The 23,758-nt window shown below is 72.7% G+C and carries 20 protein-coding genes; all 20 read right to left on the reverse strand.

The window, feature by feature from the left end; genetic code table 11:
* Window positions 1–25: 25 nt before the first annotated feature.
* Window positions 26–1,222, reverse strand: a complete 1,197-nt coding sequence (locus EKD16_RS16175) for an acetylornithine transaminase (protein WP_131099149.1) — start codon at window positions 1,220–1,222, stop codon at window positions 26–28.
* A gap of 3 nt (window positions 1,223–1,225) precedes the next feature.
* Window positions 1,226–2,143, reverse strand: coding sequence for an acetylglutamate kinase (gene argB / locus EKD16_RS16180; RefSeq protein ID WP_131099150.1), 918 nt, complete (start codon window positions 2,141–2,143; stop codon window positions 1,226–1,228).
* A 132-nt stretch (window positions 2,144–2,275) separates the two neighbouring features.
* Entirely contained in the window at window positions 2,276–3,427 is a 1,152-nt protein-coding gene (argJ, locus tag EKD16_RS16185; RefSeq protein ID WP_131099151.1) for a bifunctional glutamate N-acetyltransferase/amino-acid acetyltransferase ArgJ, read from the reverse strand.
* A 44-nt stretch (window positions 3,428–3,471) separates the two neighbouring features.
* Complete coding sequence (gene argC, locus EKD16_RS16190) at window positions 3,472–4,500, reverse strand: N-acetyl-gamma-glutamyl-phosphate reductase (protein WP_131099152.1); 1,029 nt, start codon at window positions 4,498–4,500, stop codon at window positions 3,472–3,474.
* A gap of 341 nt (window positions 4,501–4,841) precedes the next feature.
* Window positions 4,842–6,263 (reverse strand): NAD(P)/FAD-dependent oxidoreductase, encoded by a 1,422-nt coding sequence (locus tag EKD16_RS16195; protein WP_242676998.1) that lies wholly within the window; start codon window positions 6,261–6,263, stop codon window positions 4,842–4,844.
* Between the two features lie 152 nt (window positions 6,264–6,415).
* Window positions 6,416–6,862: a MarR family winged helix-turn-helix transcriptional regulator gene (locus EKD16_RS16200; RefSeq protein ID WP_131102651.1), complete on the reverse strand. Its 447-nt coding sequence runs from the start codon at window positions 6,860–6,862 to the stop codon at window positions 6,416–6,418.
* Window positions 6,863–7,058: 196 nt separating this feature from the next.
* Complete coding sequence (locus EKD16_RS16205) at window positions 7,059–8,288, reverse strand: aminotransferase family protein (protein ID WP_131102653.1); 1,230 nt, start codon at window positions 8,286–8,288, stop codon at window positions 7,059–7,061.
* A gap of 399 nt (window positions 8,289–8,687) precedes the next feature.
* Entirely contained in the window at window positions 8,688–11,192 is a 2,505-nt protein-coding gene (gene pheT / locus EKD16_RS16210; protein WP_131099154.1) for a phenylalanine--tRNA ligase subunit beta, read from the reverse strand.
* The gene (gene pheS / locus EKD16_RS16215) at window positions 11,192–12,310 is read right to left on the reverse strand and encodes a phenylalanine--tRNA ligase subunit alpha (protein WP_131099155.1); all 1,119 of its coding nucleotides are present in this window, start codon (window positions 12,308–12,310) and stop codon (window positions 11,192–11,194) included. Before pheS ends, pheT begins: the two co-directional genes overlap by 1 nt.
* A gap of 124 nt (window positions 12,311–12,434) precedes the next feature.
* Window positions 12,435–13,520 (reverse strand): sensor histidine kinase, encoded by a 1,086-nt coding sequence (locus tag EKD16_RS16220; protein ID WP_131099156.1) that lies wholly within the window; start codon window positions 13,518–13,520, stop codon window positions 12,435–12,437.
* Window positions 13,521–13,765: 245 nt separating this feature from the next.
* Window positions 13,766–14,617, reverse strand: a complete 852-nt coding sequence (locus EKD16_RS16225; RefSeq protein ID WP_131099157.1) for a TrmH family RNA methyltransferase — start codon at window positions 14,615–14,617, stop codon at window positions 13,766–13,768.
* A 29-nt stretch (window positions 14,618–14,646) separates the two neighbouring features.
* Complete coding sequence (gene rplT, locus EKD16_RS16230; protein WP_131099158.1) at window positions 14,647–15,030, reverse strand: 50S ribosomal protein L20; 384 nt, start codon at window positions 15,028–15,030, stop codon at window positions 14,647–14,649.
* 109 nt (window positions 15,031–15,139) lie between these two features.
* Window positions 15,140–15,331 carry a 50S ribosomal protein L35 gene (rpmI, locus tag EKD16_RS16235; protein ID WP_131099159.1) on the reverse strand — a complete coding sequence of 64 codons (192 nt, stop codon included), beginning with the start codon at window positions 15,329–15,331 and terminating at the stop codon, window positions 15,140–15,142.
* 200 nt (window positions 15,332–15,531) lie between these two features.
* A complete protein-coding gene (infC, locus tag EKD16_RS16240; protein WP_242676999.1) occupies window positions 15,532–16,095 on the reverse strand; it encodes a translation initiation factor IF-3 in 564 nt (187 codons plus the stop codon).
* A 414-nt stretch (window positions 16,096–16,509) separates the two neighbouring features.
* Entirely contained in the window at window positions 16,510–17,397 is an 888-nt protein-coding gene (locus EKD16_RS16245; RefSeq protein ID WP_131099160.1) for a shikimate dehydrogenase, read from the reverse strand.
* On the reverse strand, window positions 17,397–19,514 hold the full coding sequence (mltG, locus tag EKD16_RS16250) for an endolytic transglycosylase MltG (RefSeq protein WP_131099161.1): 2,118 nt from the start codon (window positions 19,512–19,514) through the stop codon (window positions 17,397–17,399). The genes EKD16_RS16245 and mltG overlap by 1 nt, the downstream gene beginning before the upstream one ends.
* The gene (ruvX, locus tag EKD16_RS16255) at window positions 19,511–19,990 is read right to left on the reverse strand and encodes a Holliday junction resolvase RuvX (protein ID WP_131099162.1); all 480 of its coding nucleotides are present in this window, start codon (window positions 19,988–19,990) and stop codon (window positions 19,511–19,513) included. The genes mltG and ruvX overlap by 4 nt, the downstream gene beginning before the upstream one ends.
* Window positions 19,991–20,122: 132 nt before the next feature.
* A complete protein-coding gene (alaS, locus tag EKD16_RS16260) occupies window positions 20,123–22,795 on the reverse strand; it encodes an alanine--tRNA ligase (RefSeq protein WP_131099163.1) in 2,673 nt (890 codons plus the stop codon).
* A complete protein-coding gene (locus EKD16_RS16265) occupies window positions 22,795–23,106 on the reverse strand; it encodes a hypothetical protein (RefSeq protein ID WP_131099164.1) in 312 nt (103 codons plus the stop codon). The genes alaS and EKD16_RS16265 overlap by 1 nt, the downstream gene beginning before the upstream one ends.
* Window positions 23,103–23,495: a DUF948 domain-containing protein gene (locus EKD16_RS16270; protein ID WP_131099165.1), complete on the reverse strand. Its 393-nt coding sequence runs from the start codon at window positions 23,493–23,495 to the stop codon at window positions 23,103–23,105. The genes EKD16_RS16265 and EKD16_RS16270 overlap by 4 nt, the downstream gene beginning before the upstream one ends.
* Window positions 23,496–23,758 lie beyond the last annotated feature (263 nt).

Below are 23,758 nucleotides of genomic sequence, written 5' to 3' on the forward strand. Positions count from 1 at the left end.
GCGGCGCCGTTTCCGGTTTCGGTGCTCAACGTGCCTCCTCGAGGATGGCGGGCAGGGCCGCGGTGAACTCCAGGATCTCGTCGCGCGAGATCGTCAGCGGGGGCGCGATCCGGACCGTGTCCGGGGTGACCGCGTTGACCAGGAATCCGTGTGCCGCGGCGGACGTCTGCACCGCTGCGGACGCGTTCTCGTGCAGCCGCAGCCCGCGCCACAGGCCGGCGCCGCGGACCTCGGCGAGCAGCGGGTGGTCGACGGCGGCGGCCTCGCGCTCCAGCAGGGTGCCCAGTTCGGCTGCGGAGGCCAGGAGGTTCTCGTGCTCGATGGTGTCGAGCACGGCCAGGGCGGCGGCGCAGGCGACGGGGTTGCCGCCGAACGTGGAGCCGTGGTCGCCCTTGGCGAATGCGGTCGCGTAGCGTCCGAAGCCGACGCAGGCGCCGATGGGTAGTCCGCCGCCCAGGCCCTTGGCGAGGGTCAGCACGTCGGGCACGACGCCTTGGGCCTGGTGGGCGAACCAGTGGCCGGTGCGTCCGATGCCGCTCTGGATTTCGTCGAGCACGAAGGCGGCGCCGGCGGCGTCGCAGATGCGGCGGACGTCGGCCAGGTAGCCGGCGGAGGCGGGCACCACCCCGGCCTCCCCTTGGACGGGTTCGACGAAGACGGCGGCGCAGGTGTCGTCGACGGCCTCGCGCAGCGCCTCGGCGTCGCCGTGCGGGACGAAGGCCACCTCAATGCCGTAGGGCCCGAACGCGTCGCGGATGGCGGGCTTGCCGGTGAGGGCGAGCGCCCCCAGGGTGCGGCCGTGGAAGCCGTTCTCGGTGGCCACGATCCGGGTGCGGCCCTCGCCCGCGGCCCGTTTGACGAGTTTGAGCGCGGCCTCGTTGGCCTCGGTTCCGGAGTTGGCGAAGAACACGCGGGCGTCGCGCTCGGCGGTGCCGCCGAGCAGGGCCACAAGCCGTTCGGCCAGCTCGACCTCGCGCTCGTGGAGGAACAGGTTGCTGGTGTGCGCGACGGCCGCGGCCTGGTCGGCGACGGCCGCCACCAGCGCGGGGTGGCCGTGTCCCAGGGCGGAGACGGCGATGCCGGCGATGAGGTCGAGGTAGCTCCGGCCGTCGGCGTCGTAGACCCGGCAGCCCTCACCGCGGGCGATCGCCACGGGCGGGGTGCCGTAGTTGGGCATCAGGGCGGCGTCGTAGCGGGCCTGCAGGTCGCTCGTGGCGCTCATCGGTCACTCGCCTTCGAAAATGTCGACGGGCTCGGTGGGCTCCTCGGCCTCGGCGACGATCATCGTGCCGATGCCCTCGTTGGTGAAGACCTCCAGCAGCATGGAGTGGGGGGTGCGCCCGTCGAGGACGTGGGCCTGCGGGACTCCGCCGCGCACCGCCTGCAGGCACGCCTCCATCTTGGGCACCATGCCTTCGGCGAGGTCGGGCAGCATGGTCTCCAGCTCGCCGGCGGTGAGCCTGCTGATCAGCTCCTCGCAGACCGGATAGTCGGCGTAGAGCCCTTCGACGTCAGTGAGCACGACGAGTTTTCCGGCGTCCAGGCCCACCGCGAGCGCGGCGGCGGCGGTGTCGGCGTTGACGTTGAAGACGCCCTCCTCGGAGCGGGCGACGCTGGAGATGACGGGGATGCGGCCGTCTTCGAGCAGGGTGCGCACGACGCCGGGCTGGACCTCGGCCACCTCGCCGACCTGCCCGAGGTCGACGGGGGCGCCGTCGACCCAGGCGGACTTGCGCTCGGCGGTGATCAGGTGCGCGTCCTCGCCGGAGAGGCCAACGGCGAAGGGGCCGTGGGCGTTGATGAGCCCGACGATGTCGCGGTTGACCTGGCCCACCAGCACCATGCGCACGACGTCCATGGTCTCGGGGGTGGTGACGCGCAGCCCGGCCGCGAACGTGCTGGTGACGCCGAGCCGGTCCAGGTGGGCGCTGATCTGCGGGCCGCCCCCGTGCACGACGACGGGGCGCAGGCCGGCGTAGCGCAGGAAGACGATGTTCTCGGCGAAGCGCTCGCGCAGCGCGGGGTCGGTCATCGCGTTGCCGCCGTACTTGACCACGACGGTCTTGCCGTGGAAGCGGCTCAGCCAGGGTAGGGCTTCGATCAGCGTGTTGGCCTTGTCCAGGGCCTGTTTGCGAGAGTTCATCGGATTCACGGTGGCGCCGCGCCGTCTGAATGGCGCCGGTGCACCGCTCTTCCCTCCCTTTCCGACGTGTTCGCCTGGGCTGGTCCGGTGGTCGCCGCGCCGCGGGCGGGCGGCGGCGGGCTCGGCAGGCGGTTAGGAGCTGTAGTCCGCGTTTTCGTGCACGTAGCCGGTGGTCAGGTCGTTGGTCCACACGGTCGCCGCCGCGCTGCCGGCCTGCAGGTCGACGGTGACGGTGACGTCGCGCCCGCTCAGGTCCACCTTGGATCGGTCGTCGCCGATGGCGCCGCGGCGGCACACCCAGACACCGTTGATGGCGAGGTTGACCTCGTCGGGGTCGAACCGGGCGCCGGTGGTGCCCACCGCCGCCAGGGCCCTGCCCCAGTTGGGGTCTTCGCCGAACACGGCGCATTTGAACAGGTTGCTGCGGGCCACGGAGCGGGCGGCCTCGACGGCGTCGGCCTCGTCGGCGGCGCCGACCGCCTCGACGGCGATGGACTTGGTGGAACCTTCGGCGTCGGCGACGAGTTGGCGGGCGAGGTCGTCGCAGACCTCGGTGAGCAGCGCGCCGAACTCGGCCTCGTCGGGTGTCGTACCCGACGCGCCGCTGGCCATGAGCACGACGGTGTCGTTGGTGGAGGCGCAGCCGTCGGAGTCGACGCGGTCGAAGGTGCGCCGGGTGGCGGCGCGCAGCAGGCCGTCGCACTGGGGGGCGGTGAGGTCGGCGTCGGTGGTGATGACGGCCAGCATGGTGGCCAACTCGGGAGCGAGCATACCGGCGCCTTTGGCCATGCCGCCGACGGTGTAGCCGGCGCCGCGCTTGAAGGCGATCTTGGCGACGGTGTCGGTGGTGCGGATGGCGTCGGCGGCGTCGAGGCCGCCGTCGCGCGCGGCGGAGCCCACCGCCTGCTGGGCGCCGTCGAGCAGCCGCGGCATGGGCAGCCGCTCGCCGATGATGCCGGTGGAGCAGACGAGGACCTCCCCTGCGGAGTCCTCCAGGGCGTCGGCGACGTGCTCCGCTGTGGCGTGGGTGTCCTGGAACCCGGCGGGGCCGGTGCAGGCGTTGGCGCCGCCGGCGTTGAGGACCACCGCGCGGACGCGGCCCCCCTCGGCGACCTGCTGCGACCACAGCACGGGGGCGGCCTTTATGCGGTTGCGGGTGAACACGGCCGCGGCGGCGCGGGAGGGCCCGTCGTTGACGACGACGGCGACGTCGCGGGAGCCGCCGGGTTTGAGGCCGGCGCTGACGCCGGCGGCGCGGAACCCGTTGGGTGCGGTGACGCTCACGGTGGGGCCTTTCACGTGGGTCGAAGGCGGTGCGGCCGGTTCGGCTAGGGCGCGACGCCGGTGACGGGCAGTCCCCGGTCCTCGGGCAGCCCCAATGCGAGGTTGGCGCTTTGCAGGGCGCCGCCGGCGGTGCCCTTGGTGAGGTTGTCCAGCGCGGCCACGGCGACCATGCGGCCCGCGTCGGGGTCGACGGTGACCTGGACGAGCGCGGTGTTGGCGGCCAGCGTCATGGCCGTACTGGGCCAGGTGCCCTCGGGCAGGAGGTGCACGAAGGGTTCGGGCGCGTAGCGCGTGCGGTAGGCGGCGGTGATCTCCTCGACGGCGGTGCCGGGGCGCAGCGGCGCCGAGCAGGTGGCCAGGATGCCGCGCGGCATCGGGGCGAGGACGGGTGTGAAGGAGAGCTTCACCGGTGCGCCGGCCACACCGGACAGGTTCTGCACGATCTCGGGATTGTGGCGGTGTGCGCCGCCGACCCCGTAGGGACTGGCCGAGCCCATGACCTCGCTGCCGACCAGGTGCGGCTTGGGTGCCTTGCCCGCTCCGGAGGTGCCGGTCACGGCGACGACGACAGCCTCGGGCTCGACGAGCTCCGCGGCCATGGCGGGGAACAGCGCCAGGGTTGCGGTGGTGACGTGGCAGCCGGGCACGGCGACGCGGCGGGTGCCGGCCAGGGACTCGCGGGCGCCGGGGAGCTCGGGCAGTCCGTAGGGCCAGGTGCCGGCGTGCGGGGTGCCGTAGTAGCGCTCCCAGGCGTCGGCGTCGGCGAGCCGGAAGTCTGCGCCGCAGTCGACGACGAGGGTGTCGGGGCCCAACTGCTCGGCGATGGCGCCGGACTGGCCGTGCGGCAGCGCGAGGAACACAAGGTCGTGGCCCGCGAGGGTGTCGGCGGTGGTCTCGGCCAGCACGCGGTCGGCGAGCGGAACCAGGTGCGGCTGGTGCTCGCCGAGCCGGCTGCCCGCACTGCCTCCCGCGGTCAGCGTGCCGATCTCCATGTCAGGGTGGTCGAGCAGCAGGCGCAGCAGCTCGCCGCCCGCATAGCCGCTGGCTCCGGCGACGGCCGCCGTGTACCCCATGGTCGCTCCCCTGCGTGCACCTGACTTACTTGAACCATCATGCACTAGGTTGCAATTTTATGCAACTGTGGGTCGAAGGCAGAATTCCCGGGCGCCGCCGCGTCGGACGGGCGCGCTAGTAGCACTTCGTTGCGTGCGTCGTCGGTGGAGGCGGCTCGGGTCGACTTTCCACTGGATGGATACGCGCGCCCGAACCGATCCGCGCGGGCCCAGCCACCCGCTACCGTCGCTGCCGCCTTTACCGGACAACCGGAGATCGCCCGCCCACAGGGCCGCCCAGCGGACCCTCGGTGCCGCCGAAGGCGGCGGACGGCCGGACGCGGCCGTAGCGGACGGCCGCCCTACTTCCCCGCCAGGCGCCCCGCTATACCCGCCAGCCGGGAGGTGCGCGAGCCGGAGACACAGCCGGACTCGCGGCGGTCGGCCCCCCGGTGGAGGCCGTGGACCATGTGGGTGCCCACCCACCGCAGGGGCTCGGGCTCCCAGCCGCGCACGCGCCGACCCACCCAGGGCAGTCGCGTCAACTCACTGCGCTCGCCCAGCACCAGGTCCCGCAGCGTGCGCCCGGCCAGATTCGCCGCAGTGACGCCGCTGCCCACGTAGCCGCCCGCCCAGCCGAGGCCGGTGGCCGGGTCCAGGCCGACCGCGGGGCACCAGTCGCGCGGTACGCCCAGCACGCCCGACCAGGCGTGGGCGATGGGGACCTCCGATGCGACGGGGAACAGCCGCGCCAGCACGCGCCAGAGTTCGGCGATGGTCTGCGGCGGCGTGGCACCGTCGGCGTCGTGGCCCGAGCCGAACCGGTAGGGCACGCCGCGGCCGCCGATGGCGATGCGGCCGTCGGCGGTGCGCTGGGCGTAGCAGTAGGCGTGCGCCACATCGCCCAGGACCTCCGCGCGGTCCCAGCCGATGTGGCGCCACATGACGTCGCTCAGCGGCTCGGTGGCGATCATGGAGCTGTTCATGGGCAGCCACTGGCGGCGCTGCCCCTGCAGGCTCGCGGTGAAGCCCTCGGTGGCGCGGATGACGTAGTCGGCGCGCACCGTCCCGAGGCCGGTCACGGCGCGCGGCCGCGACGACTCGTCGCGGCCGCGGATGTCGGTGACCGCGGTGCCCTCGAAGATGTCCACGCCCAGCGCCTCGGCGGCCGCGGCCAGCCCCAGCACCAGTTTGGCCGGGTGCACGCGGGCGGCGTGCGGACTGTAGGCGGCCGCGACCGCACCGTCGACCTGCAGGCGGGGCTCGCCGCACGGGTCGAGCAGGTACAGATCCTCCGGCCAGTAGCCCCACGCGTGCAGCTCGGCGACTTCGGCGTGCAGCCGGGACTTCTGCGCGGGGTTGGTCGCCACCAGGCGCATACCGCCCTTGACGATGTCGGCGTCGACGCCCTCCTCGGCCGCCACCGAGACGACCTCGTCGACCGAGTCCATCATGGCCCGCTGCAGGGCGACGACGCCTCCCTTGCCGTGGGAGGCGGCGTAGCGCCGCTTGGATCCGGCGAACTCGGCGGACAGCCACCCGCCGTTGCGGCCGGAGGCGCCGTAGCCGGCGAACCGGCGCTCCAGCACGGCGACGCGCAAGTCGGGGCGGGCCTTCTTGAGGTAGTAGGCGGTCCACAGGCCGGTGTAGCCGGCGCCCACGATGCATACGTCGTAGTCGGCGTCGCCGGGCAGGGCGGCGCGCTGCTCGGGCAGCCCCGCGTCGCGGAACCAGTAGGAGACCCCGCCGTTGCGGAAGGCGGACGAGCGCGGGACAGCGCGCATCTCAGCGGCACTGGCGAACGGTTTCATGAGCTGCCCCCGACTGCTCGGTTCCTCGCGGCGCTGCTGCGCCGACCGATCAGACTACCGGGCAGCCCCGGTTCGCGCGGCCCGGTCCGTGACCGGGCGGGCTGCCGCGCTTCGCGCAGGCGGCGTCAGCCCGCGCGGGAGCTGTCGCGCAGCCGCCGGGCGAGTTCGGCCATGCCGCGCACGCCGCCGGGACCGAGCGGACCGAGCACGTGCTCACGCAGCAGCAGGACGTGGCGGGCGCGGGCCTCGTCGGCGAAGTCGCGGCCGGACGCGGTGAGTTCGGCGTAGACCACGCGCCGATCGTCGGGGCAGGAGGTGCGGGCGAGGTAGCCTTTGCGCTCCAGGCGGTCGGCCAGTTTGGTGAATCCGCCGCTGCTCAGGCTGACCTCGCGGGCCAGTCGGCTCATCGGCAGCCGGCCTCCCGGCGAGCGCTGGAGCCGAATGAGGACCTCGAACCACGGGCCGGCCATGTCCTCGCCGCTGGGGTCGACGCCGCGCAGCAGCAGTGGGTAGGTGTCGTGCAGCGCCTCGACCAGCAGGCCCCAAGCGGTGATGAGCTCGTCGTCGTCCATGCCGCCCGCACCGCCGTCCGCCCTGGCCTCCCCGCGCCCGCTCACCCGTCTGATCCCCGCTTCCATCGCCTCCAGGCATCCTTGTATACATTATCGGCGAAGTATCTTGACATCGCGCCCGATTCACCTGGAACGTGCGCACACAGCGGCGGGGGCGCCGCATGCCGAGCTGCGGCGCCCCCGGGTCCGCCTCGCGTCACTCGTGGCGCTGGGCCACCGCGTCCAGCGCGGAACGCAGCGTCGAGACGAGGTGGTCGATCTGCTCCCAGGTGATGATCAGCGGGGGCGAGATCAGCAGCGAGTGCGGGATCGCGCGCAGCACGACGCCCCGGGCGCGCGCCTCGGCGAATACCTCGGCGGTGGTGATGCCGCGGTCGCCCAGCGCCTCCTCGGTGAGCTGTACCGCAGCCATGACGCCGGTACCCGAGCGCACCTCGGATACCAGGGGGTGGTCGGCCAGGGTGCGCACCGCGGCGTCGAGCTGGGCCTCGACCTCGTACGCGACCGTGAACAGGTCCTCGCGCTCCAGGATGTCCATGTTCGCCATGGCCGCCGCGCAGCAGGTGGGGTGCCCGGCGTAGGTCGTCCCGTGGTGGAACGGGTTCCCGGAGCGGTTCCAGAACGGCTCGGCGATCCGACCGCCGACAACGACACCGCCCAGCGGCTGGTAGCCGCTGGTGACGCCCTTGGCGAAGACGATCATGTCCGGGCGCACCCCGTAGCGCTCGATCCCGAACCAGTTGCCCATGCGGGCGAAGGCGCAGATCACGCTGTCGACGACGAAGAGCACCCCGTGGCGGCGGCAGACCTCGGCGACGCCGGTGAAGTAGTCGGTGTCGGCGGCGTAGACCCCGCCGGCACCGATGACGGGCTCGGCGAAGAACGCGGCGACGTTCTCCGGGCCCACGCGCAGGATCTCCTCCTCCAGCGCGCGTACCGAGTCGTGGGGCACCACCGAGGCGTCCTCGACCATGGGGCCGAAGCCGGAGCGGAAGCGGTCCATGCCGATGATTCCGGTCCCGATGCCGTGGAGTCCGTGGTAACCGCCGGTGCGGCTGATCAGGTGCCGCTTGCCGGGGCGGCCCTCGGCGGCCCAGTAGCGCCGGGCGAGCTTGGCCGCGGTCTCGATGGACTCGCCGCCGCCGCAGGTGAGGATGACGCGCGGATCGACCACGGGGGCGTGGGCGGCCAGGCGCTCGCTCAGCTCCAGAGCCGGGCGGTTGGCGAAGTCGCCGTAGACGGTGAACGCGTCCAGCGCAGTGAGCTGCTTGTAGACGGCGTCGGCGATCTCCGTGCGGCCGTGGCCGACGTTGCAGTACCACAGGCTGGCGGTGCCGTCGAGGAAGCGGTCGCCGTTGTCGTCCCAGAGCCAGGGCCCCTCGGCCCGTTCGACGATGAACTTGGGGCCCTGGGAGACCTTGTTCATGTCGCTGAAGGTGTGCCAGAAGCGGCTGGGCTCCAGCCGCTCCATAGGTGTGCGCGCATACGAAACCACTGTTTCGGTCATAGAGCGACCTCCGAGCCGAGCTGTGCGTACGGGACGCACCAAGAAAACGCCGATTGAAACAGCTGTTCCGCGAGTGCCCCGGGACCCCGGATCGCGGCAGGTGACTGCAGGTTAAGTTCTTCGCAGCGCCCGGTTCAAGAGACGAAACAAAGAATAATCCCCGCATTCACGCGGAGCATTCATCCTACCTTTGACCTCAGCCTGCCATACCCCATCTGACCTGGGCAAAGATCGGGGAAAAATCTTCTGCGAAAGCGTCTTCGGCCCCGCTCCTCCTACGTTCGAGAAGCGGGGCCGAAACATGACGGCGCGTCGCGCTCAGCCGCGCAGCACCGCGCCGGTCCGCTCGGCTGCCGCGGCGACGGCGGCGTCGCGCGCCCGGGCGATCTCCTCGGTCTCCAGAGTGCGGTCGGGCGCGCGGAACCGCAGCGAGTAGGCCAGCGAGCGGCGGCCCTCGCCCACCTGTTCGCCGGTGTAGACGTCGAACAGCCGCACGCCCTCCAGCAGTTCGCCCGCGCCCGCGCGCAGCGCCTGCTCGACGTCGGCGGCCGGGACGCCGTCGGGCACCACCAGCGCCACGTCCTGCAGCGCCACCGGGTAGCCGGAGACGTGCGGGGCGGCGACGGGTTCGCCGGCGGCCTCGACCGCGTCGAGGTCGACCTCCACGGCGACGGTGCGCTGCGGCAGCCCGTAGGCCGACACCGCCCGCGGATGCAGCTCTCCCGCGTGCCCGACGAGGCGTTCGGCGCCGCCGATGCGCACGTACAGCGCGGCGCAGCGGCCCGGGTGCCACGGCGCGTAATGGGCGGCGCGCACGATCAGCTCGGCGTTGGCCGAGCGCGCCACCTCGCGCGCGGTCTCGACCGCGTCGGCCCACGTGGCCGGGCGCCCCGCGCCCTGCCAGCCGCCCGGTTCGCGGTCGCCGGCCAGCACGGCGCCCACCCGGCGCGGCTGGTCGGGCAGCGCGCGGGCCACCGACTCGGCCTCATCGGCGGTGGGCCCCCGGTCGACGGCGAGCATGGGCGCTCGCCCGGGTGCGTCCGGGCGGGGCAGGTAGACCAGGCCGATCTCGTAGAGCGCGACGTCGTTGAAACCGCGCCCGACGTTGCGCACGAGCGTCTTGGACAGCCCCGGCAGCAGCGTGGTGCGCAGCAGCGGCTCGTCCTCGCTGAGCGGGTTGGCCAGCCGCAGGGCGGTGCGGCGGACGTCGTCGCCGTCGGCTTGCAGGCCGTCGAGGTCGCGCTGGCCCATGAACGGATAGGCGAGCACCTCGGTGAAGCCGGTGGCGGCCAGGCGGCTGCCGACCGAGCGGCGCAGCCGCTGGCTCGGCGTCAGGCCCCGCCCCGCCGGCGCGCGCGGCGGAATGGAGGGCACGGCGTCGTAGCCCTCGATTCGGACGACCTCTTCGGCGAGGTCGTTCGGGTCGCCCAGATCCGGCCGCCAGGTCGGCGGGGTGACCCGCAGCATGGCCGCCCCCTCCTGCTCGACGGTGCAGCCGACCTGCTGCAGCCGCCGCACCACGCGCTCGCGCCCGTAGGCCACGCCGGCGATGCGGTCGGGGTGGTCGGCGGCGATGTCGATCGGCTGCGGGGCGGCCGCGGCCTCGTCGGCGATGTCGGTGTATCCCGCATCGACCGCACCGCCGCCCAGCTCCGCCAGCAGGCGCACCGCGCGCGTGGCGGCCGCCGGCTGCACCGCGGAGTCGACGCCGCGCTCGAAGCGCCGGGAGGACTCCGAGGACAACTGGTGGCGCCGCGAGGCCCGCGCGATGTGGGTATCGGCGAAATGCGCCGCCTCGACCAGCACGTCGGTCGAACTCAGGCCGATCTCGGTGGTCACCCCGCCCATGACGCCGGCCAGGTTGATCGGGCCGGACTCGTCGGTGATGAGGATGTCGTCGGGGTCCAGGGCGCGCTTGACGTGGTCGAGTGTCTCCAGCTCCTCGCCCGGGCGGGCCAGGCGGACCTCGATGGGTCCACGCAGCGCCGAGCGGTCCCAGGCGTGCAGGGGCTGGCCCAGTTCCATCATCACGTAATTGGTCACGTCCACCGCGAGCGAGACGGAGCGGACCCCGGTCAGCGCGAGGCGGCGCTTCATCCACAGCGGGGTGGGAGCCTCGGGGTCGAATCCGGTGACGCCGTGCAGCACGTAGCGCGAGCAGATCGCCGAGTCGGCCACCGCGGCCGGATACCCGTCGCCCGGCGTGCCCGCGGCCTCGACGTCGGCCGGGTCGCGGAAGTCCGTGCCGTAGGCCGTCGCCGCTTCGCGGGCCACGCCGCGCACCGACAGCGCGTAGCCGCGGTCGGGTGTGACCGCGATGTCGAGTACGTCCTCGCGCAGCCCGAGCAGCCCGTAGGCGTCGCCGCCGGGTTCGGCGCTGCCGGCGGGCAGCACGATGATGCCGGTGTGGTCCTCCCACAGCTGAAGCTCCGCGGCCGAGCAGATCATGCCCTCGGAGACCCTGCCGTAGGTCTTGCGCGCGCCGATGGCGAACCCGCCGGGCAGTTCGGCGCCGGGCAGCGCCACCACGACGAGGTCGCCTGCGCCGAAGTTGCGGGCGCCGCAGACGATGTGCTGCGGCTCGCCGGTGCCGTTGGCCGCGCCCACGTCGACCCGGCAGTAGCGGATGGGCTTCTTGAAGCCGGTCAGCTCCTCGATGTCCAGCACCCGCCCCACCGAGACGGGACCGGTGATGTCGGCGCCGACACGGTCGACGGTCTCGACCTCCAGCCCCAGGGCGATCAGCCGGTCGGCCAGATCGCGGGCGGTGGTGTCCGCGGGAAGGTCGGTGTAATCGGTGAGCCAGGAAACGGGGACGCGCATCAGATCTCCATCCCGAAGGCCGAGGTGAACCGGACGTCGCCCTCGACCATGTCGTGCATGTCCTCCACACCGCGGGCGAACATCAGGGTCCGCTCCACGCCCAGGCCGAAGGCCCAGCCGCTGTAGCGGTCGGTGTCCACTCCCGCCGCCGTGAGCACGCGCGGGTTGACCACGCCGCAGCCGCCGATTTCGATCCAGCCCTCGGAGGAGCAGGTGCGGCAGGGGTTCGCGGGGTCGCCCACGGACGCGCCCCGGCACACGAAGCACTCCATGTCCACTTCGGCGGAGGGCTCGGTGAAGGGGAAGTAGGACGGGCGGAACCGTGTGCGCAGCCCGCTGCCGAACATGCTCTGCACGAAGGCGTCGATAGCCCCGCGCAGGTGTCCCATGGTGATGCCCTCGTCCACGACCAGCCCTTCCAGCTGGTGGAAGACGGGGGTGTGCGTGGCGTCCAGTTCGTCGGTGCGGAAAGTCTTTCCGGGCGCGACCACGTAGACCGGCAGATCGCGCTCCAGCAGTGCGCGCACCTGCACCGGTGAGGTGTGGGTACGCAGCACCAGGCCGGACTCGCCGCCGTCGGGCCCCTCGACGAAGAAGGTGTCCTGCATGGTGCGGGCCGGGTGGTCCGGCAGGAAGTTGAGCGCGTCGAAGTTGAACCACTCCGCCTCGACCTCGGGGCCCTCGGCGATCTCGAAGCCCATGCCGACGAAGATGTCGGCCATGCGCTCGGCGACCGTGGTCACCGGGTGCCGTCCACCCCGGGGCAGGCGCCCGGTGGGCAGGGTGACGTCGACGGCCTCCTCGACCAGGACGCGCGCGTCGCGCTCCTCCTCCAACTCGGCCTGGCGCCGCTTCACGGCCTCGTTCACCTCGCGGCGGGCGCCGCCGACACGCTTTCCGGCGTCGGCCTTGGCCGACGGCGGCAGCGCGCCGATCTCGCGGTTGGCCAGCGCCAGCGGCGAGCGGTCGCCGGCGTGGGCCAGGCGCGCCTCCTTGAGCTCCTCAAGGGTGGCGGCCGCCTCGATCGCCGCTAGTGCCTCGTCGCGCATCCGGGCGACCTCGTCGGGATGCAGGGGCGTCACTTCGACCGGATCGAACCGGTTATTGGGTGCAGACATGGATGTTCGCCTCGCCGCCCGCGCCGCGTGGGCCGGGCGGCCGTCACGGCCCAGCGCGCAGCGTGGGCTCAAGCCGACAGGGACCTCAGAAGACACCGCCCGCCGCGGCCGCTCCCGAGTACGCTCACGCGAACTCGGGGGTGCCGGCGGGCACGGTAAATCGGAACTCCGCACCGCCACTGGGCGCACGCCCGACCGTGATCTCGCCGCCGTGGGCCTCGATCAGTCCCTTGACTATGAACAGCCCCAGGCCGGTGCCGCCGCGGCGCCGGGTGCGCCAGAAACGCCGGAAGACACGCGGAACGGCGTCGGGTGCGATGCCCTTGCCTTCGTCGCGTACCGACACAACGGCCCCGTCCTCGTACGGCTCGATCACAATGGTGACAGTACCAGCGCCGTGCCGCACGCCGTTTTCCAGCAGGTTGGCCATGATCTGGCCGATCTTGTCGGCGTCGAGCCACAGCTCGGGCAGCGGGCCGCGGACGTCGAGGCGGTAGCGGTCGGCGGGCTCCCCCGCGGCCACCCGCCCGGCGACCAGCGTGCGCGCGAGCTCGGCGAGGTCGACGACCTGCTTGCGGATCTCGACCCGGCCCGACTCGATGCGCGAGACGCTCAGCAGTTCGGTGATGAGCCGGGTGACGCGGTCGGCGTCGGCGTTGACCGTCTCCAGCATGAACATCTTCTGCTTGTCGGTGAGCCGCTCCCATTTGCCCAGCAGCGTGGCCGTGAATCCCTTGACGCTGGTCAGCGGCGAGCGGAGTTCGTGGGCGACGGTCGAGACGAGGTCGGCGCGGCTGCGTTCGCCCCGGGCGCGGTGCGAGGCGTCGCGCAGCGTGACGACCAGCCGGTCCACCTGGGCGCGGGGCTCGGTGCGCACGTAGCGCGCCGCCACCAGGATCTCGCGGCCGTCGGCCAGAAACAGCGGGCGCTCGGGCTGGCGGGTGCGGGTGCGCAGTCCGCCGTAGGGGTCGCTGCACTTCCACCAGTCGCGCCCGTCGGTGTCGTGCAGCGGCAGCACGTCGCGGAAGTCGCGGCCGAGCGCATTCGCGGCGGAAACCCGCGAGAGCCGGGCGGCCATGCGGTTGAACGTCACTACGCGGCCGTCGCCGTCGGCGACGACGACACCGTCGGGAAGGTCGTCGGCAGCGAGCGCGGGAGCCGCGTCCGACGCGCCCGCGCCGCTGTGCTCCGCTGGTTGGTCGCCGCCCACGACCGCCTCCCCACGCCCTCATACGACCGCACCCGCCGGATCGGGACCATCCCCGCGGTCGCGGGGAGCACAAACGTTTCGCCGACGACCCGTGGAGATGAGAGCTTGAGCGTATCGGCAAGACGGGGGATGCGGGCAACCCGCAGAACGCGGGGAAAACCCGGGCATACGCCGGAAAGCCCGGCGCAGGGGCGTCTCACCAGGCGTCCGGCACCGCGCGGCGGCCCTACCCGTTTTGCGGGTGGTTACGCGTCTGCCGCATAGCGAGCGGCTCGGCCTGGTGTACCAGCTTCGGTCCGCTGCTGGCGCGCGGTGGTGTACAGGCATACGGCAGCGGCAGTCGCCAGATTCAGGCTTTCAGCCGCGCCGTAAATGGGGACGGCGACCGCGCCGTCGGTGAGCGCGACGGTCTCCTCCGGCAGCCCCCACGCCTCGTTGCCGAAGACCCAGCCCACGCGGCCGTCGAGGCCGCCGTCGTCGGCGACGGCGTGCAGGTCGCGCTCCCCGCTTCCGTCGGCGGCGAGGATCCGGGCGCCGGCGTCGCGCAGACGGGCGAGTGCGTCGGCGACCGGCACGCCCACGACGACGGGCAGGTGGAACAGGCTGCCCGCCGAGGCACGCACGCATTTGCCGTTGTAGGGGTCGACCGAGGCGTCGGTGAACACGACCGCGTCGGCGCCGGCCGCGTCGGCCGTGCGCACGACGGTTCCGGCGTTGCCGGGATCGCGCACGTGGGAGAGTACGGCGACCAGTCGGGCGGGGCCGAGGCCGCCGAGCGGCACGTCGACGAAGTCGCACACGGCCAGCACCCCTTGGGGGGTGACCGTCTGCGCCAGTTCGGCCATGACCTCCAGGGTGACCCGGTGGACGGCCGCGCCGCGCCGCTCGGCGGCCTCGATCAGCTCCGCGTGGCGCTGGGCGGCATCGGCGGTGGTGAACAGTTCGTGCACCCGCCCCGGTGCCGCCAGCGCCTCGCGTACGGCTTGGGGCCCCTCGACCAGGAACCGGCGCTCACGCTGGCGGAATGCGCGCTTGGCGAGCCGACGAGCCCCCTTGATGCGGGGGGACCTGGTGCTTGTGAACTCGTGGCTCGCCATCGCGTAGTGCCGGTCTGCTCCCGGGCCGCTCAGGCCGCGGTCTTCTGCTGCACGTCGGTGGGCAGCGCGCCCTTGGCGGTCTCGACGAGGGAGGCGAAGGTCGCCTCGTCGTTGACGGCCATGTCGGCGAGCATCCGGCGGTCGACCTCGACGCCGGCGAGCTTGAGACCCTGCATGAACCGGTTGTAGGTCAGGCCGTTGGCGCGGGCACCGGCGTTGATGCGCTGGATCCACAGCTTGCGGAACTCCCCCTTGCGATCCTTGCGGTCGCGGTAGGAGTAGGTCATCGAGTGGAGCATCTGCTCCTTGGCCTTGCGGTACAGGCGCGAACGCTGCCCGCGGTAGCCCTTGGCCCGCTCTAGGACGACCCGGCGCTTCTTCTTGGCGTTGAGAGCCCGCTTCACGCGTGCCACTGTGACTCCCTTGTGGGTAGGCGTCGGTATCCGCCGCGGTCCCGGCCGGATCAGGGCACACAGGCACCCTGCGGAGGGATGGACGGATCGGACGGAATGGAATTCGGCCCTAGCCGAGCAGCGTCTTGAGCTTGTTGGCGTCGGGACGGGACATCTCCACCTCGCCGCTGAGGCGGCGGGTGCGCTTGCTCGACTTGTGCTCGAGGAGGTGGTTCTTGTTGGCACGGCGGCGCATGATCTTGCCCGAGCCGGTCACGCGGAAGCGCTTCCTCGCCCCACTGTGCGTTTTGTTCTTCGGCATAGTCGCCGTCGTCTCCTACCTCAGTCGCTCGACTCTGTGCCGCCGGTGGCTCCCGGCGGCACGACTGCACTGCTTCGCGAAAAGCACGTCAGCACATCGACACACCGCGGCACACCACCGGCGCCCCGAAGGTCCGGCGGCGGTACACCGCGCTGCATCAACGTAGCGGGGGCGCTACCGCCCGAAGCGGGCGGCCGCGGTCAGGTCCCCTGGCCGGCCTGCTCCTGCTGGCGCTGTTCGCGCCGCGGCTTGCCGCCGCCGGCGCGGGACTCGGCCTTGTGCTCGGAGCGGCGCTTGTGCGGCCCGAGCACCATCACCATGTTGCGGCCGTCCTGCTTCGGCTGCGATTCGACCGCCCCGAGTTCCGAAACGTCCTCGGCCAGCCGGGACAGCAGCCGGCGCCCCAGCTCGGGCCGGGACTGCTCGCGACCGCGGAACATGATCGTCACCTTGACCTTGTCACCGCCCTTGAGGAACCGCTCCACGTGACCCTTCTTGGTCTCGTAGTCGTGCGGGTCGATCTTCGGGCGGAGCTTGATCTCCTTGATGATCGTGTTCGACTGGTTCCTGCGCGACTCGCGCGCCTTGACCGCGGACTCGTACTTGTACTTGCCGTAGTCCATCAGCTTCGCGACCGGCGGGCGGGCCGTGGGCGCGACCTCCACGAGGTCGAGCTGGGCCTCTTCGGCGAGGCGCAGCGCGTCCTGAACGGGCACGATACCGACCTGCTCGCCGTTGGGACCGACGAGTCGGACCTCGGCCACCCTGATGCGGTCATTGATGCGGGGCTCAGCGCTGATGGGACCCCTCCCTAGCTTTGTCGTAACTCTTGTGGGGGGCCACCCGGTCCTGTGTGCGGATCCGAAATGCGAAAACCCCGCCGGCGGTGTGCAAGCGGGGTTGATCCACCGAACGCATCGGCCCCGGCGGGCGAAGAGCCGCCGCCGCGACACGCGCTGCCGCCGTTGCCGACGGCGTCGGACGACGCATCTCCTGCGCCTCCGACCGGAACCCGTGCGAGTAGCGCCCCGACGGGTGGGAGGATCCGCCTCCGCTTACGTCTGACCGGTGCGAAGCGCACCGGATCAAGTCAGGACTTCATGATACCAGCAGTTCCGCTGCACTCCGCCACAAGCGCCGGGTGGCGCCTGTTATCGCAACATCGGCGGTATCGGCCGCTATTCCCGCAGCGCCCCGGATCCGCCCGTCTCGGCGCCTTCGGCTGCGGCGCCGCCGGCGGAGCGGCGCCGCAGTTCCGCCAGACCCGCGGCGCGCATCGCCTCGACCGGTGCCTGCTCGGCTCCCGTCATCAGTTCGACCTGGCGCGCCGCCTGGTGCAGCAGCATCGCGAAGCCGTCGACGACCGTGCGCCCGGCCTCCTGCGCCGCGCTCGCCAGCACGGTGGGCCAGGGACTGTAGACCACGTCGAACAGCGCAGCGCCGCTCGCCACCACCGGCGCGGCATAGGCGTCGCCGGCCCCGGTGGGAAGTGTCGACACCACCACGTCGACGTCCAGGCGGCCCTCGATCCGCTCCAGCGGTGCGGTGGCCACGCCGAGCTGCATCCGCTCGGCCGCCGCCGCGACGCCCGCGGTCCGCTTCGGGTCGCGGGCCCAGACAGTGACCGCGCCGTCCCCGGTGGCGCCAAGCTCGCGCAGCGCGGCGACCGCCGAAGCGGCGGTCGCGCCACCGCCCAGCACGGCCGCCGAGGAGGCGCGTTCGACACCGGCTTCGCGCAGCGCGGCGACGATGCCGTGGACGTCGGTGTTATAGGCCAGCCGCCGCCCCCGGCGGTCGAACACGACGGTGTTGGCGCCGCCCACCTCGCGGGCGAGGGGTTCGACCTCGTCGGCGAGCCGCAGTGCCTCGCGCTTGAGCGGCATGGTCAGGCTCAGCCCGGCCCACTCGGCACCGCAGCCCTGAAGGAACGCGGCCAACCCCTCCTCGCGGCACTCGTGCAGGGTGTAGTCCCACTCCCCCGCCAGACCGAGTGCCGCGTAGGCGGCCGTGTGCAGCGCCGGCGACAACGAGTGGCCCACCGGCGAGCCCAGTACCGCCGCCCGCATCACGCGTCGCCCCGGTTCTGCTGGAACTCCTGCTTGAGCTGCAGGAACTCCGCGTGGGTCTCGGCGAACTCGGTGACGCCGTTCTCCGGGTCGGTGGCGACGAAGTACAGCCAGTCGCCGTCGGCCGGATTCAGCGCGGCCTCGATCGCGTCGCGGCCGGGGCTGACGATGGGGCCGACGGGCAGGCCCTGACGACCGTAGGTGGCGTACTCGCTGCCGCTGTCCTTGCACTCCTGGAGCTGCTCGCCGTTCAGCGCGATGCCGTACTCGTCCAGCACGTAGAAGCAGGTGCTGTCCATGCCCAGCTCCATGCCCCGCTGCAGCCGGTTGTAGACCACGCGCGCGATCTTGGGCATGTCCTCGGCGGATCCCGCCTCCGCCTGCACGATTGCCGCGACCGACATCGCCTCGTTGGGTGTCAGATTGCGCTCTTCGGCGCTCTTCACCAGCGACACCTCCTCGGCCACCTCGTGGAACCGGTCCACCATGCGCTTGAGCAGCGCGGCCGCTCCCGCGTCTGCGGGCATGTCGTAGGTGTCGGGGAACAGGTAGCCCTCGGCGCCCTGCTCGGCGTAGTCGGGCAGACCCAGTCGCTCGCCCTCCGCCACGGCGGCGCGCAGTTCCTCCATCGGGATGCCGGTCTCCTCGGAGATCAGGTTCAGGATCTCCTCGGACCGCAGCCCTTCCTTGAAGGTGATGTGCGCCTGCACGCGGGAGGCGGGGTCCATCAGCATGGCCACGGCGGCCTCCCCGCTCATTCGCTCCTGCAGCCGGTAGGTCCCGGGGGCGAGGCTGCCGCCGTGGTCGTCCAGCGCGTTGAGGAACGCGCGGGAGCTGGCGACGACGCCCTTGTCCGCGAGGTTCCGCGCGACGGCGCTTCCGGTGGCGCCCTCCTCGACGGTGACCTGCACGTCGCCGCTGCCCCGGCCCTCGTAGTCGGGCGGGAAGAGGTAGCCGCGGCCGACGTAGCCGCCCGTCGCCAGAAGCGCCACCAGCGCGACGGCCAGGGCGGCGATCAGCGCCTTGCGCGGTCCGCGGCCGCGCTCGCGGCGCGCCGATCCGGCCTTGCCTCCCCGCGACCGGGAGGAACCGCTGCGTTCGGCGGAACGGCGGGCCCGCCGCCGGCCGCCGCGTCGGCCGCCGTCGTCCTCGGGTGCATCGTCCTCGTCGCCGTAGGCGGGGTCGGTGAAGCCGGTGCGGTCGCCGTGGTCTCGGCGCCCGTCCGGATCGTCCGGGGCCTGCGGAGCGGAACGGCGGCCGCGGCGCGGTGCCTCTCGCTCCTCTTCGCGGTAGCGGCCTTCGTCGCCGCCGCTCTCCGCCGGGAACTCGAACTCGCCGGTGTCGGCTCCGCGGCGGCGCCTGCGGCCGCCGCGGGAGTCCTGCGCGCGCGATCGGTCCTCGGACCGGGCGGGATCGGGTTCCTCCACGGCGGGGAACGCGCCCGAGTCCGCCGAGCGCCGGCGCCGTCCCGTGCGGCCGTCGTCGGGGGCGGCATCCGGGACGGCCGGGAACGCGCCGGAATCGGCGGAACGGCGGCGCCGGCCACCGCGCGGCTCGTCCGCGGAGTCCTCGCCCCGGGGGCGCTTGCGGCGGACCGGGACGGAGTCGAAGTCCAGCGTACGCCGCGGGGCGGTCTGGAAGCCGTCGTCCCGGTCGTCGGGTGCAGGACGGCTCCAGGCGAGGTGCTCCTCGGCCTCGTCGTCGTATCGCGGCCTGCGCCGGCGCCCGCGGGAGGGGGCGCCGTCCGCCGGCGCGTAGGGCTGGGGGCCGGTGGCGGGACCGGGGTCGGCGCCTTCGCCGCCACCGCGGTGGCGGCGGCCGCGGGGGCGGGCGGCCTGGGCGTCCTCCCAGCGGGGCGGCGGCTGGTCCGGATAGCCGGGGTCTCCGGGCGGCTCGGGGGCCGGCGGCCGGGAGCCGGTCGGGTGATCGGCCTCCGCGCCGGGCCGGTCCGGGGGCGACCGCCACGGGTCGGTGAACGGCTCGGGGTGGGATTCGCTCGGCTGTCGGCCGGAATCCGAGGGGCCGCGACGGGCATCGCCGTGGGGGTCGCCAACGCGGCGGCGGCCGCGCCGCGAGCGGTAGCGATCGCCGTCGTCGTAGGGGCTGCGGTCGCTCATTCGCCGCTCCCAACGGTCTCGCCGGGCGGGCGGCCGCTTTGGCGCTCGGTGTCGAGCGCGCTCTGCAGCAGCACCACCGCCGCGGCCTGGTCGACGACCGAGCGCCGCGCCTGGCCGCCGCGGGCGCCGCGGCCGCCGTAGGACGCGCCGGCGCGCAGCTGCTCCTGCGCGGTTACCGTCGTCATCCGCTCGTCCACCAGCCGCACCGGCACGGGCGCCAGCCTGCGCGCCAAAGCGGTGGCGAAGGAGCGCGCGCGGCGCGCCGCGGGCCCCGCCTCGCCCGAGAGCGAGGCGGGGTAGCCGACGACGACCTCGCGGGCCTCGTGTTCGACCACGAGTTCGGCGATCCGGTCGAGATCGCCGCTGCCGCGGCGGACGGTCTCCACCGGGGTGGCGAGCATGCCGCTGGGATCGCTGAGCGCGACCCCGATCCGGGTGCTACCGGGATCGACCGCGATTCGTACGCCGTGCCTCAAGAATCGGGCTCCCCCACGCGGGGGCGGTGCAGGGCGCGCGGTCGCTCGCCGGGAGGGTTCCTCGTCAACTCGGGATGTCCTTTCTGCCCGTGGGGGCGGGTCAGCAGGTGTCGTCCGCCCGTTTCGGGATTGTCAGGCGGTTTCGCCGACCCGCTGCTCGACGGCGCGGAGCGCGCTCTCGACGGCGGAGGTGTCGCTCCCGCCGCCCTGGGCGAGATCGGGCTTGCCGCCGCCGCCACCGCCCAGGGTGCGGGCCGCCAGCCCGACGAGGTCGCCGGCCTTGAAGCCGCTGTCCTGGCCCCGCTTGTTCACCGCGACGACGACGGCCGGGCGGTCGGCCGGGACGGTGATGAGGGCGACGACGGCCGGGCGGTCCTCGCCCAGGCGCTGGCGCACGTCGGCGGCCAGCCGGCGGAGGTCGTCGGCGGTGGTGCCGTCGGGTGCCCGGTGGCTGACCAGCAGCGCCGATCCGTACTGCCGGGCGCCCGCCGCCAGTTCGCCGGCCTGCTGCAGCACCTGGGCGGCGCGCATCCGCTCGATCTCCTTCTCGGCGCTGCGCAGCCGGGTGACGATGGAGTCGATGCGCTCGGGCAGCTCCTCCCGGGGAGCCTTGAGCTGTTCGGAGAGCCGGCTCACCAGCAGCGACTCGCGGGAGAGCCGGCGGAAGGCGTCGATGCCCACTGCGGCCTCGACGCGGCGCACGCCCGAGCCGACCGAGGACTCCCCCAGCAGCTTGACGACGCCGAGTTGGCCGGTGGCGCCGACGTGCGTGCCGCCGCACAGCTCGCGCGAATAGTCGCTCATCTCCACCACGCGGACGCGGTCGCCGTACTTCTCGCCGAACATCGCCAGCGCACCCATGGACAGCGCCTCGTCGAGCGAGGTCTGGAAGTCGCGCACCTGGATGTCGCCGGACAGCACGGTGTTGACCTCGTCCTCGACTTCGGCGAGCCGCGCGTCGCCCAGGGACTGGCCGGCGGTGAAGTCGAAGCGCAGCCGACCGGGCTGGTTCTCCGAACCGGCCTGGCCCGCGGAGGGACCCAGCGCGTTGCGCAGCGCCGAGTGGATGAGGTGGGTGGCCGAGTGCGAGCGCGAGACCGAGGCGCGGCGGTCGGAGTCGATTGCCGCCTCGACCCGGTCGTCCAGGGCGACGGTGCCTTCGCGGACCGTGCCGCGGTGCACGAAGAGGCCCGGGACGGGCCGCTGGACGTCGGCGACGTCGACGGTGCCGCGTCCGGCCGCCGTGACGGAGCCCTTGTCGGCGAGCTGGCCGCCGCTCTCGGCGTAGAAGGGGGTGCGGTCCAGCACCAGCTCGACCTCGTCGCCCGCGGAGGCCGCGCCGACCGATTCTCCGTCCACGATCAGCCCGAGTACGCGGGACTCGGACTCGTGGTCGGTGTAGCCCAGGAAGTCGGTGGAGCCGGCGCTCTCCAGCAGCCGTCCGTAGAGGCTGATGTCGGCGTTGCCCAGCTTCTTGGCCTTGGCGTCGCGCTTGGCGGTCTCGCGCTGCTCCTCCATCAGGGTGCGGAAGGTCGACTCGTCGACGCCCAGCCCCTGTTCGGCGGCCATCTCCAGGGTCAGGTCGATGGGGAAGCCGTAGGTGTCGTGCAGCTGGAAGGCGTCGGCGCCGGAGATCTGCGCGGAACCGCTGCTGAGCGTGCGCTCGGCGGCGCGGGAGAACAGCGCCGTGCCGGAGCGCAGCGTGTCGGAGAAGTGCTTCTCCTCGGTCTCGATGACCTCGTGGATGCGGTCGGCGTCGGTGCGCAGCTCCGGGTAGATGCCTTCCATGGCGGTGATGGCGGTCTCGGTGAGGCCGTGCAGGTAGGCGGCGTCGCTGCCGGAGAGCAGCCGCAGGTTGCGGATCGAGCGCCGCAGGATGCGGCGCAGCACGTATCCGCCCTTCTCGTTGCCGGGCCGCACGCCGTCGGAGACGAGCATGGTGGCGCTGCGCACGTGGTCGGCGACCACGCGCAGCATGACGTCGGAGCGCTCGTCGTCGCCGTAGGCCACGCCGGTCCGCTCGGCGGCGTCCTGCAGGATGCGGCCGAGGGTGTCGGTCTCGTAGATGTTGTCGACGCCCTGCAGCACAGTGGCCAGGCGCTCCAGCCCCATCCCGGTGTCGATGTTCTGCTTGGGCAGGTCGCCGAGGATGGGGTAGTCCTTCTTCGTGCCGCCCTCGCCGCGCTCGTACTGCATGAAGACGAGGTTCCAGACCTCGACGTAGCGGTCCTCGTCGGCGGCGGGCCCGCCCTCGGCGCCGTACTCGGGGCCGCGGTCGTAGAAGATCTCCGAGCAGGGGCCGCACGGGCCGGGAACACCCATGGACCAGTAGTTCTCCTCGACCCCGAAGCGCTGGATCCGGTCGGCCGGGACCCCGACCTCGTCCCGCCAGATGCGCGCGGCCTCGTCGTCGTCGAGGTAGACGGTGACCCAGAGCCGCTCGGGGTCGATCCCGAAACCGCCCTCCGAAACCGGCGCGGTCATGAGCCGCCAGGCCAGCGGGATGGCCTTCTCCTTGAAGTAGTCGCCGAAGGAGAAGTTGCCGAGCATCTGGAAGAAGGTCGCGTGCCGGGAGGTCTTGCCGACTTCTTCGATGTCGATGGTGCGGATGCACTTCTGGACGCTCGCGGCGCGGTCGTAGGGCGGCGTCCGCTGACCCAGGAAGTACGGTTTGAACGGCACCATGCCGGCCGGGACGAACAGCAGGGTCGGGTCGTCTGCCACCAGGCTGGCCGACGGCACCGCGGTGTGTTCGTTCTTCTCGAAGAAAGCGAGGAAGCGGCGAGCGATTTCTGCCGTCTCCATCAGCGGCCGTCCTTGGGGTCGGGGGCGCCGATGGCGCCGCGTGGTCGGGTGGATCGGCCCGGAGGATCAACGGGCGCCGCGGGCTGGTCGCCGCCGTCGTAGTGACGGTGCAGTTCGGCCTCGCGTCGACGCATCGCGTCGTGGACGTCTTCGTTGAACTCGCGGAGGGCGGCGCGGTAATCGGCGACCTGATCCTCGACGCGGCCGGCGATTCCCGCCGGGCTCCACGCACGGGCCGTGCGGTTGAGCTTGTGCACAAGATACCCGCCGAGCGCGGCACCTGCGACAAGATAAAGCAGGCGGCGGATCATCGGCGCCCCTTCCTGCGCCGTCCGCGCACCAGGGCCAGCGCGCGCCGCTGGCCCAGCACCCGGCGCACGCCGTAGGAGAACGACGCCACCTTCACCAGCGGACCGGTTACGACCGAGCGCGTCAGCGCGGTCACAGTCGAGACGTCCTCGGTGGTCGTGGCGAGGTTCGCGGTGATCTCGTCGACGCGGTCGAGGGAGGCTCCGGTGCGCTCGACGGTGCTGGCGACGTCGTCGAGCATCGGGCGGGCGCGCTCGCCGAACTCCGCGACGACCTTGGTGGTCTCCGACAGCAGCCGGGTGAGCTTGACGAGGGCCACGCACATGAAGGCGACCAGCACCGTCCAGACCACCGCCGCGATGAGCGCTGCTACGTCTCCTGCGGTCAGCATGCGGGACTCCGTTGGCGAATCGGGGTGGCGGCATCTCCCGGGGCCGGCGTTCGGGGGGTCACCTGGCCTTCCGCGACGGGCGGAGCGGCCGACGGGGTGTCCGGGTGGCACCGGGCCGACGGAATAAGGAGATCCGAATACGCCGACCCTACCGCGTCCGAGACGGATGTGCCCGCGTGAGACCCGCGTGCGTGGCGTACCGCGCTCCCGCCGGCGGCCATATGGACTGACATCGACTAAAGGCCCGAGATGTCGCACAATCA

Source organism: Streptomonospora litoralis (assembly GCF_004323735.1).
Taxonomy (GTDB): Bacteria; Actinomycetota; Actinomycetes; order Streptosporangiales; family Streptosporangiaceae; genus Streptomonospora; species Streptomonospora litoralis.

What these genes read in the sequence shown, in the direction of transcription:
- argB (WP_131099150.1), bottom strand. Translation starts at nt 2,143, where the DNA reads ATGAACTCTCGCAAACAGGCCCTGGACAAGGCCAACACGCTGATCGAA.
- EKD16_RS16270 (WP_131099165.1), bottom strand. Translation starts at nt 23,495, where the DNA reads ATGCTGACCGCAGGAGACGTAGCAGCGCTCATCGCGGCGGTGGTCTGG.
- EKD16_RS16245 (WP_131099160.1), bottom strand. Translation starts at nt 17,397, where the DNA reads ATGCGGGCGGCGGTACTGGGCTCGCCGGTGGGCCACTCGTTGTCGCCG.
- EKD16_RS16175 (WP_131099149.1), bottom strand. Translation starts at nt 1,222, where the DNA reads ATGAGCGCCACGAGCGACCTGCAGGCCCGCTACGACGCCGCCCTGATG.
- EKD16_RS16265 (WP_131099164.1), bottom strand. Translation starts at nt 23,106, where the DNA reads ATGATCCGCCGCCTGCTTTATCTTGTCGCAGGTGCCGCGCTCGGCGGG.
- EKD16_RS16205 (WP_131102653.1), bottom strand. Translation starts at nt 8,288, where the DNA reads ATGAACAAGGTCTCCCAGGGCCCCAAGTTCATCGTCGAACGGGCCGAG.
- pheS (WP_131099155.1), bottom strand. Translation starts at nt 12,310, where the DNA reads ATGTCTGCACCCAATAACCGGTTCGATCCGGTCGAAGTGACGCCCCTG.
- EKD16_RS16225 (WP_131099157.1), bottom strand. Translation starts at nt 14,617, where the DNA reads ATGGCGAGCCACGAGTTCACAAGCACCAGGTCCCCCCGCATCAAGGGG.
- EKD16_RS16195 (WP_242676998.1), bottom strand. Translation starts at nt 6,263, where the DNA reads ATGCGCGCTGTCCCGCGCTCGTCCGCCTTCCGCAACGGCGGGGTCTCC.
- argC (WP_131099152.1), bottom strand. Translation starts at nt 4,500, where the DNA reads ATGGGGTACACGGCGGCCGTCGCCGGAGCCAGCGGCTATGCGGGCGGC.
- mltG (WP_131099161.1), bottom strand. Translation starts at nt 19,514, where the DNA reads ATGAGCGACCGCAGCCCCTACGACGACGGCGATCGCTACCGCTCGCGG.
- EKD16_RS16200 (WP_131102651.1), bottom strand. Translation starts at nt 6,862, where the DNA reads ATGGACGACGACGAGCTCATCACCGCTTGGGGCCTGCTGGTCGAGGCG.
- rpmI (WP_131099159.1), bottom strand. Translation starts at nt 15,331, where the DNA reads ATGCCGAAGAACAAAACGCACAGTGGGGCGAGGAAGCGCTTCCGCGTG.
- pheT (WP_131099154.1), bottom strand. Translation starts at nt 11,192, where the DNA reads ATGCGCGTCCCCGTTTCCTGGCTCACCGATTACACCGACCTTCCCGCG.
- alaS (WP_131099163.1), bottom strand. Translation starts at nt 22,795, where the DNA reads ATGGAGACGGCAGAAATCGCTCGCCGCTTCCTCGCTTTCTTCGAGAAG.